Source organism: Streptomyces spinoverrucosus (assembly GCF_006539505.1).
Taxonomy (GTDB): Bacteria; Actinomycetota; Actinomycetes; order Streptomycetales; family Streptomycetaceae; genus Streptomyces; species Streptomyces spinoverrucosus.
The window spans coordinates 24,522-34,154 of record NZ_BJND01000081.1 but is presented as its reverse complement, the minus strand read 5'-3'; the positions used below and the strand labels follow the sequence as shown (position 1 = coordinate 34,154).

Genomic DNA, 9,633 nt, shown 5'->3' with positions numbered 1-9,633 from the left:
CTACAGCAACCCCCACCGGACAGACACAGGCCGCCGCAGGCATGGCACCCCGCACCACCCACGAACGACGGGGGCCCGCCCCCGGGAGCCAGGGGCGGGCCCTTTTCATCCTCGCGGCGGCACCGCCATGCAGCACCGCGAGGAGTCGATACGTCAGCCGAAGCGACCGGAGATGTAGTCCTCCGTCGCCTGCACCGACGGGTTGGAGAAGATCCGCTCCGTGTCGTCGATCTCGATCAGCTTCCCCGGCTGCCCCACCGCAGACAGGTTGAAGAACGCCGTCCGGTCGGACACACGCGCAGCCTGCTGCATGTTGTGGGTCACGATGACGATCGTGAAGCGCTCCTTCAGCTCCCCGATCAGATCCTCGATCGCCAGCGTGGAAATCGGGTCGAGCGCCGAGCACGGCTCGTCCATCAGCAGCACATTCGGCTCGACCGCGATCGCCCGAGCGATACACAGCCGCTGCTGCTGACCACCGGACAGCCCCGACCCCGGCTTGTTCAGCCGGTCCTTGACCTCGTTCCAGAGGTTCGCCCCCTTGAGCGACTTCTCCACGATGTCGTCCAGCTGGGACTTCTTGTACGACCCCAGCAGCTTCAGCCCCGCCGCCACGTTGTCGTACACCGACATCGTCGGGAACGGGTTCGGCCGCTGGAACACCATGCCGACCTCACGCCGCACGGACACGGGGTCGACCCCCGCCCCGTACAGGTTCTCGTCGTCGAGCATGACCTTGCCCTCGACCCGCCCGCCCGGAGTCACCTCGTGCATCCGGTTGAGCGTGCGCAGGAAGGTGGACTTTCCGCATCCGGACGGCCCGATGAAGGCCGTGACCGAACGAGGCTCAATGGTCATCGAGATGTCCTCGATGGCACGGAACGAACCGTAGTAGGCGCTGAGGCCGCTGACATCAATGCGCTTGGCCATATGGATTCACTGCTTCTTTCAGAAATCGGTCGCTGAGTGGCCGCGTCAGCGACCGGTCTTCGGGGCCTTCCAGCGGGCAACGCCGCGGGCCGCCAGGTTCAGGATCATCACGAAGGCGATCAGCGTCAGGGACGCCGCCCAGGCGCGGTCGTACGCCGCCCCGGAGCCCGCGCTGTTCGCGTACTGCTGGTAGATGTACAGCGGCAGTGCCTGCTGCGGGCCCTCGAACGGGTTGTTGTTGATGAACGAGGTGCCCCACACCAGCAGCAGCACCGGCGCCGTCTCACCCGCGATACGGGCGACCGCCAGCATGATGCCGGTGGTGATGCCGCCGAGGGAGGTCGGCAGGACCACCTTGAGGATCGTGCGCCACTTGGGCACACCGAGCGCCAGGGACGCCTCCCGCAGCTCGTTCGGAACGAGCTTGAGCATCTCCTCCGTCGAGCGGACGACAACCGGCATCATCAGGATCGCCAACGCGCACGAGCCCGCGAAGCCGAAGGGCTGCATCTCGAAGATCAGCATGATGCTGAGGATGAACAGACCGGCGACGATCGACGGGATACCCGTCATGACGTCGACGAAGAAGGTGACGGCCCGCGCCAGCGCGCCGCGCCCGTACTCCACGAGGTAGATCGCGGTGAGCACACCGATCGGCGCCGCGATCAGCGTGGCGAGACCGACCTGCTCAAGGCTGCCGATGATCGCGTGGTAGATACCGCCGCCCGGCTCGGAGTCGGCGACCAGGCCCATCGAGTGGGTCAGGAAGTAGCCGTCGAGGACCTTCACGCCACGCTTCACGGTCTCGTAGACCAGGGAGGCGAGCGGGATCACCGCGAGCAGGAAGGCGACCCAGACGAAGGAGGTCGCGAGGCGGTCCTTGGCCTGCCGCTTGCCCTCGACGCTCGTCGCGATGACGAACGTGGCGAGGACGTAGAGGATCGCGGCGATCAGGCCCCACTGGACCTTGCTGTCGAGGCCACCGACGATGCCGATGCCCACCGCGAGGGCGGCGGAGCCGCCGGCGATCGCCCACGGGGCCCACTTGGGCAGGCTGGCGCCGCGCAGGGTGCTGGTGCGCGCTTCGGTAAGGGTGCTCATGCGTTGGCCCCCGAGTACTCCTTGCGGCGGGCGATGATGGCCCGGGCCGCGCCGTTGACCAGCAGGGTGATGACGAACAGGACCAGACCGGAGGCGATCAGCGCGTCACGGCCGAACTCCGTCGCCTCACCGAACTTGCTGGCGATGTTCTGGGCGAACGTACCGCCGCCCGGGTCGAGGAGGCTCAGCTGAATGACGTAGGTCGGGGAGAGCACGGTCGCGACGGCCATCGTCTCGCCGAGCGCGCGGCCGAGGCCGAGCATCGAGGCGGAGATCACGCCGGAGCGGCCGAACGGCAGCACGGCCATCCGGATGACCTCCCAGCGCGTGGCGCCGAGGGCCAGGGCCGCCTCCTCGTGCATCTGCGGGACCTGCCGGAAGACCTCGCGGCTCACGTTGGTGATGATCGGCAGGATCATGATCGCGAGCAGGATGCCCACGGTGAGCATCGACCGGGGGGCGCCGCCCTCCCAGGAGAAGATGCCGGTCCAGCCCAGGTACTCGTCGAGCCAGCCGAAGAGGCCGTTCATGTGCGGTACGAGGATCAGGGCACCCCACAGGCCGTACACGATGGACGGCACGGCGGCGAGCAGGTCGATCACATAGGCGATGGGACCGCTCAGCCGGCGCGGGGAGTAGTGGGTGAGGAAGAGCGCGATGGCGACCGCGACCGGAACCGCGATGACCATGGCGATGATCGAGGACACCACGGTGCCGAACGCCAGGACGGCAATACCGAAGACCGGCGGGCTCGCGTTGGTGTTCCACTCGAAGGTGGTCAGGAAGTTGCCCTCGTCCTTGCTGATGGCGAGGGCGGCACGCCAGGTGAGGAAGACGGCGATCGCTGCCATGATCGCCAGCAGCAGGATGCCCGACCCACGGGAGAGACCGAGGAAGATCCGGTCTCCGGGTCGGGTGGCGCCACGTGCCGCGCGCTTCTGCTCGGTCACGGTGGGCTGGGGTGTGGGGGGTGATGCGTCAGTGCTCTTGGTTGTTATGTCCATCGGGTTCTCCGGTCTGCGGAGTCACACACGGCGTATGGCTCCTGGCGGCGGTGCACCGGACGGTGCGGTCCGGGTCCCGCGCGGGGCGGGACCCGGACCGCACTCGGGTCAGCTCAGGCCCGTGATGGTCTCGCGGACCTTGGTGATGATGTCCTCGGGCATCGGGGCGTAGTCGTTCTCAGCGAGGATCTGCTGGCCCTCCTCGCTGGCGATGTAGTTCAGGAAGGCCTTCGTGGCGGGCAGGGTGTCCGCCTTGTTGCCCTTGTCGCAGACGATCTCGTACGTGACCAGGACGATCGGGTAGGCACCCTCGGCCTTGGTCGCGTAGTCCAGCTCCATGGCCATGTCCTTGCCGGTGCCGACGACCTTGCCGGCGGCGATGGCCTTGGTGGCGTTCTCGACGGTGGCCTTGACCGGGGTGCCGGAGCCGTTGTCGATGTCGACCGTCTTGATGCCGTCCTTGGCGTAGGACAGCTCGAAGTAGCCGATGGCGCCGTTGGTCTGCTTGACCTGCTGGGCAACGCCGGAGGACTGCGCGGCGGCCTGGCCGCCCTCGGCCTGCCAGGTCTTGCCGCCCTCGTACTTCCAGTTGCTGGGGGAGGCGGCCTTGAGGTACGCGGTGAAGTTGTCCGTGGTACCGGAGTCGTCCGAGCGGTGGAAGGCCTGGATCTTCAGGTCCGGCAGCTCGACGTCCGGGTTCAGCTTCTTGATCGCCGGGTCGTTCCAATTGGTGATCTTGCTGTCGAAGATCTTGGCGAGGGTCGGCGCGTCGAGGACGAGGCTGTCGACACCCGAGACGTTGAATCCGACGGCCACCGGGCCACCGACCATCGGCAGGTTGACGCCCTGACCGCCTTCGCAGACCTGCTTGGTGGTCGCGATCTCCTCGGAGTCCAGCGCGGAGTCCGAACCGGCGAAGGGAACCTGGCCCTGCGTGAACGCGGTGACACCGGCGCCGGAGCCGCCGGCCTTGTAGTTGATCTGGATGTCCGGGCAGGCGGCCGTGAAGTTCTTGACCCAGGCGTCGATCGCGTTCTTCTGCGCGGACGAGCCGTCGGAGAGAATCTGACCCTTGGCGTCCATGCAGTCGATGGAGCCGGTGGCAGCCGCAGTCGCGCCGCCCGAGTCACCGCCATTGCCGGTGTCGTCGGAGCCGCACGCCGTGAGGGCCAGGGCGCCGGAGACGGCGAGAGCACCGAGGGTGAGGGCCCGCCGGTTCATGCGCTGAAGCTTCACTTTCGGGAGTTCCTTCCAGGAGCCGCCGTCCTGATCGGCGGCGTGCGAAAGTCTGGTCGGTGCGGACGCGTATTCGAGCACGCCCGTCACCGGTAAGGCCGAAATTAGGCAGATCAGGTGAAGCCGCCTATGGCCGTAAGTGAACGGAGGGTGAACCCCTGCGGTCGGTGTGGTTAGGTCACGGAATGCTTACGGGGAGAGCACATGCAGGTCCCAGCCGGAACCGACCCCATCGCATACACCCTTGTCCACCCCCAGGAACCCGATCAGACACAAAAATATGCGGCATTCCGAACAAACCTACACGGCTCGTGACAGTACCGGCCATCACGGATGGGCGACAGAGGTGACTGCGGGTAACCGGTTCAGGCGGATCGATGTCCGCTCCCCAGATGGGAGTCGAACCACTGCCGAGCCGCAGCGGCAATCTCCTCAAGGGACCCCGGCTCATGGAACAGATGCGTGGCGCCACGCACGACGTGGACCTCGCTCGGCGCGCTGAGCTGTGCGGCCGCTTCCTGGTTGATGCGCGGGTCCGTCTCGTCATCGCCGCCGATGATGAACAGCACTGGGGCCCGGACGCCCTGCAGCGCGTCGTACGTCAGGTCCGCACGCCCGCCTCGGATGACCACGGCCGAGACTCGTTGGGGCCGCTCCGCCGCTGCCAGGAGAGCCGACGTGTCGGCGCCGAACAGACATACCGGGACGTCAGCGGTTTCCGGCCGCTGATCCAGCCAGTCGATGGCAGCCACCAGCCGCTGGGCCAGGAATGGGACGTCGAAGAGATGCCCGGCCGAGCGTGCGTCTGCCCGCTTCTCCAGTTCGGTGAGGAGATCGAGGAGGAGCGTGCCCATCCCTGCCCGGTGGAACGTGTCGGCGAGCGCGCGGTCGCGCGAGCTGCCCCGAGAGCTGCTACTGCCCTCGGCGATGACAACCACCGACCGCACCGGGCCGGGAACGACCAGATCGCCTGCGAGCGGGGCCCCGCTCGCGGGCACCAGTACCAAGTCGGAGATCATCTGCTTTCTCCCAACGTGAGAGTCGTTGGGCTCTTGGTGCCCCGACTACCCGAGGACGGAGCCGGTACGCGCCACCGTCACAAGATCTCGTCCCCGGTCTTCCGCCCGCTGACGCGGGACGGAACACCGGGGACGACGAGGTACTTCGGGCTGTATACGGCCTGGCTGTGCCCCGAGCGGGCCTATCCGGTCAGGGTCGGCACGTAGGGGGACAGGGCCGGGGCGAGTTGAACGCCAGGGGCCAGATGGAGGGCCACGAGGGCGTCCGGCAGGCCGCGGCCGACGCGGGCCGCATCCATGGTGCCCGCGGCGGCCAGGGGGCGGCAGCTGGCGGAGATGATGTCGAAAAGGTGCTGCACCCGGCCGGGTCCGCGGGGCAGCAGCTGACCGTGGAAGTCCTCGTGGTGGGCGAGCACGAGAGCGGCAAGTCCGGCGACGTGGGCCGAGGCCGTCCCGGTGCCGTCGAAGGTCGTGTATCCGCCCTGCGGCGAGCACGAGAGGACCGCTACGCCAGGAGCGGCGGCGTCGACGCCTGGGCCGTAGCAGCTGAACGGAGCGGCGAACAGCCCTTCCGGTGTCAGCTGAGGGCCGACATGGGTGGCCTGGGAGGTGTCCGGCGGGAAGGATCCGAAGACTCCGAGCGCACCCACGGTGAACACGGTGGGCAGCGAACCGGGGAAGCAGACCGGTCCTCCCGAGTCGCCCGCCGGAGCGACGCAGGCGATGCCCGCCGCATTGGCGTCGGCGAGCTTGCGGGAGACCAGCGCCGACGCGTACGGGGTCGCCACCGCGATGTGGGCGATGTCGACCTCGTGGTCGATGCAGTGGTCCAGCGCAGCGATCAGGTCGCTGAAGCGGCCGCCGGGCTGCACCTGGCAGATCTCGAGCTCGGCGTCGACCGCGATGCCGATGACGCCCTTGCCGGTGTCCGCCCCGGCGATGATCCCCGCCGCGTGGGTGCCGGTGCCCACCGCGTCCTGGGCCCAGCCCTCCTCCGTGCCGCAGACGAAGTCGACTCCGGAGCGCGCTCGTTGCTTCAGGTCCGGGTGCTCGGAGGCGACACCCGAGCCGATGACCGCGACCCTGATGCCGAAGGCACGGAACGTGGGAGGCAGCCGGTCCAGCCGCATGGCCTGCTGGCCCCAGCCGTACGGCTGCCTCTCGTCCAGCCCCGGGTACACCTTGCTCAGTGGTGTGAGGGTGACCAGGTTCTCGCCCGTCAGTGACAGGTCGGGACGGTTGATCCAGCGGTCCACGTAGCCGCCGGCGGGCCGGACATAGAGGGACTGAACGGACTCCGGGGTTTCCGTGGCCAGTGTGACGGTGACCGTCCCGTCGGCACTGGTGATGCCCTGCCCCGGCCAGGACGACCCGATCAGGTACACCGCCGCGCCGGCCAGCGGTTCGCCCTCCGGGCCGCAGACGCGCAGCGAGATGTCCGCGGGTTGTGCGAGCGAGGCGACCAGTGCGGGATCGCGCAGCGGCACGATCGCCGTGGTCGGCGTGGCCGCCGGCCCGATGCCGGACAGCGGCAGGTCCGGCTCGATGTGCAGGTGCAGCGACCGCATCGCCGGCACCTGGGCCTCGGCCGCCTCGACGACCGCGATCTCCGGGCAGGAGGGGGTCGGCCCGCCCGACCGGAGCTTCTCCGACGGCTGGAGCCTGCGCATCACCTTGACCTCGGGCATGCGCTCCAGCCGATCGCACATGGCGTCAAAGCTGAGTTCGGGTACTCCCGGCGGGAGTAGCTGCTGCGGCAGCGGTGTCACCATGTACCGCTCGCGACGCGGTTGCACCGGGCGCGCCGACTGCGCGCCTTTCTCACGTGGCCCCGCTTGCCTGCCCTCGGGTTCGGATCCCGCGGCGTCGCCGCCCTCCGGCCCGCTCGCGCGGCTGTTTCCGGGCCTTTCCTTGACCATCACGTCCCACCTTCACCACGCCTACGTCGTAACTTCTGCTTCTGATCCGGCGACGGGGCGGCTCGCGCTCGCACGCTGATGCGGTGTGCCCGGGAGCAGTCCCGGGGCACACCGCATCGCGCCGCCCTCAGGTCAGCCGATACCGAACGGCTAGCCCATCTGCCCGAAGCCGAAGCCGGGCTGCTGGTACTGCTGGCCGAACGGCTGCTGCTGGCCGAACGGCTGCTGCTGCTGCCCGTAGGGCTGCTGGCCGAACCCACCGCCCCACGGCTGCTGGCCCTGCTGACCCTGCTGGCTCTGCTGGCTCTGCTGGAGCAGCGTCACGATCGCGGTCGGCAGCGCCTGCTGCACGGACTGCTCCACCGCGTGCCGGATGCCCGAGTGCAACGAGCGGTGCAGCGCGAGAGCCAGGTACGGGTGCGCCTGCTGGGCCATGCCCGGCTGCATCTGGAGCTGCTGCTGGATCTGCTGGATCTGCTGGAACGTCTGCTGCACTTGCTGCGCGACCTGCTGGGCCGTCTGCTGGCACGCCTGCTGGATGGCCTGCTGGACCATCTGGGCGATCTGCTGCTGGCCGCCGGCCTGCGGGCCGACCTGCTGCAGGGGCTGGGTACCGGTCATCACCGACATGAATGCTCCATTCGAGCGTCGCGGGAAGCGGATACACAGACAGTGTCCGCTTTGTCGCACAATGTGACGAACTTGACGTTAAGTCCGCACCGATTCGGCCGCAATTCGAACGACCGGCTCGTGGACCTCGGTCGTCCTATTCGTACGGCGGCCCGGCCGAGGAGGAACCCGCGCCCCCGAGGAACCGTCTCCTCCCACGTAAGCGGTGGGAGCGGGAGGGACTCATGGAACGGCGTACGTTCATCGGGGGCGGGGCCGCCGCGGTCGTCGGGATCGCGTCGGCGGTGGCGTGCAGCGGCGGTTCCGGCACCGCCACGGCCACCCCCTCCACGGGCCGGGGCACCTCGGCGACGCGCCCCGGGATCCGTACGACCGCCGCCACGGCCGCCGCCAACTGGTCGGCGCTCGCCCGCGACCTCGACGGCCCCCTGATCCGCCCCGGCGACGCCTCCTGGCCGACCGCCCACCGGCTCTACAACACCCGCTTCGACACGCTGAAGCCCGCCGCCGTCGCCTACGTCGCCCACCCGGACGACATCAGCACCACCCTCGCCTACGCCCGCGCCCACGACCTGCGCGTGGCGATACGCAACGGCGGCCACTCCTACGCCGGCTGGTCGTCCGGAAACGGCCGCCTGATCATCGACGTCTCCAAGCTCAACCGCGTCCGCGCGAGCGGCAACACCGCCGTGGTGGGCGCGGGCGCCAAGCTGATCGACGTCTACCGTTCCCTCGCCGCCAAGGGCGTCACCATCCCCGCCGGCTCGTGCCCGACGGTCGGCGTCTCCGGCCTGGTGCTCGGCGGCGGACACGGGGTCGTCTCCCGGGCGTACGGCCTGACCTGCGACAGCCTCACCCAGGCCACGCTGGTCACGGCGAACGGCAAGCGGATCACCGCCGACGCCGGCACGCACAAGGACCTCTTCTGGGCCCTGCGCGGCGCGGGCAACGGCAACTTCGGCGTCGTAACGGAACTGCACTTCCGTACCCACCCGGCGCCGCAGGCGGTCTCGGCGTATCTGACCTGGCCGTGGCGCAAGGCCGCCGCGGTCGTGAAGGCCTGGCAGGAGTGGGGCCCGGACCAGCCCGACGAGATCTGGTCGTCCCTCCACCTGGCGAGCGCGCCCGGCCGCACCCCCACCGTCTCGGTCGCCGCCTTCTCCCTCGGCACCTACCGCGAACTGCAGAACGCCGTGGACCGCCTCGCCGCCCGAGTCGGCTCCTCGGCCTCCCACGTCTCGCTCAAGCGGCGCTCGTACGAGGAGTCGATGGAGGTCTACGCCGGCTGCTCCTCCTTCACCACCGACGCCCAGTGCCACCTCCCCGGCACGACCCCCGGCCGCTCGCCCCAGGGCGCGCTGGGCCGCGAGACGTACGCCGCCCGCTCCGACTTCTTCGACCGCTCACTGTCGGCGGCCGGCATCCGCACCCTGCTGGCCCAGCTGACGTCGGTGCGCGGCGGCGCGGGCAGCATCGCCTTCACGGCCCTGGGCGGCGCGATCAACCGTGTCTCCCCCACGTCGACGGCCTTCGTCCACCGCCGCTCGCGCATGCTGGCCCAGTACATCGCGTCCTGGCGCCCGGGCACGTCCGGCAGCACGGCCCAGTCCTGGCTGACCTCGGCCCACGGCGCGATGCGTCCGTACGCGTCGGGAGCGGCGTACCAGAACTACACGGACCCGACGCTGAGGAACTGGCGAAAGGCGTACTACGGGGACGCGGCGCCACGCCTGACCCAGCTGAAGCGGATGTACGACCCGAACCGGGTGTTCACGTACCCCCAGGCGCTCTAGG

The 9,633-nt window shown here is 69.2% G+C and carries 8 protein-coding genes; 1 reads left to right on the top strand and 7 read right to left on the bottom strand.

Going from position 1 to position 9,633, the window contains the following annotated elements; all coding sequences use genetic code 11:
- Window positions 1-153: 153 nt before the first annotated feature.
- The 7 genes from pstB to SSP24_RS37185 all read right to left on the bottom strand — a co-directional run bounded on the left by pstB (window position 154) and on the right by SSP24_RS37185 (window position 7,839).
- Window positions 154-930 (bottom strand): phosphate ABC transporter ATP-binding protein PstB, encoded by a 777-nt coding sequence (gene pstB, locus SSP24_RS37215; RefSeq protein WP_141314808.1) that lies wholly within the window; start codon window positions 928-930, stop codon window positions 154-156.
- 45 nt (window positions 931-975) lie between these two features.
- Window positions 976-2,031, bottom strand: a complete 1,056-nt coding sequence (gene pstA, locus SSP24_RS37210) for a phosphate ABC transporter permease PstA (protein ID WP_141314806.1) — start codon at window positions 2,029-2,031, stop codon at window positions 976-978.
- Window positions 2,028-3,035, bottom strand: a complete 1,008-nt coding sequence (pstC, locus tag SSP24_RS37205; protein WP_141314804.1) for a phosphate ABC transporter permease subunit PstC — start codon at window positions 3,033-3,035, stop codon at window positions 2,028-2,030. The genes pstA and pstC overlap by 4 nt, the downstream gene beginning before the upstream one ends.
- 108 nt (window positions 3,036-3,143) lie before the next feature.
- Window positions 3,144-4,271, bottom strand: a complete 1,128-nt coding sequence (gene pstS, locus SSP24_RS37200) for a phosphate ABC transporter substrate-binding protein PstS (RefSeq protein WP_141314802.1) — start codon at window positions 4,269-4,271, stop codon at window positions 3,144-3,146.
- 365 nt (window positions 4,272-4,636) lie between these two features.
- On the bottom strand, window positions 4,637-5,290 hold the full coding sequence (locus SSP24_RS37195; protein ID WP_141314800.1) for a dienelactone hydrolase family protein: 654 nt from the start codon (window positions 5,288-5,290) through the stop codon (window positions 4,637-4,639).
- Window positions 5,291-5,472: 182 nt separating this feature from the next.
- Window positions 5,473-6,999: a S8 family serine peptidase gene (locus tag SSP24_RS37190; RefSeq protein ID WP_229864909.1), complete on the bottom strand. Its 1,527-nt coding sequence runs from the start codon at window positions 6,997-6,999 to the stop codon at window positions 5,473-5,475.
- Window positions 7,000-7,359: 360 nt separating this feature from the next.
- Window positions 7,360-7,839: a hypothetical protein gene (locus tag SSP24_RS37185; protein WP_141314796.1), complete on the bottom strand. Its 480-nt coding sequence runs from the start codon at window positions 7,837-7,839 to the stop codon at window positions 7,360-7,362.
- Between the two features lie 224 nt (window positions 7,840-8,063).
- On the opposite strand from SSP24_RS37185, the gene SSP24_RS37180 reads away from it, so the two are divergent.
- Window positions 8,064-9,632, top strand: coding sequence for an FAD-binding oxidoreductase (locus tag SSP24_RS37180; RefSeq protein ID WP_141314794.1), 1,569 nt, complete (start codon window positions 8,064-8,066; stop codon window positions 9,630-9,632).
- Window position 9,633 lies beyond the last annotated feature (1 nt).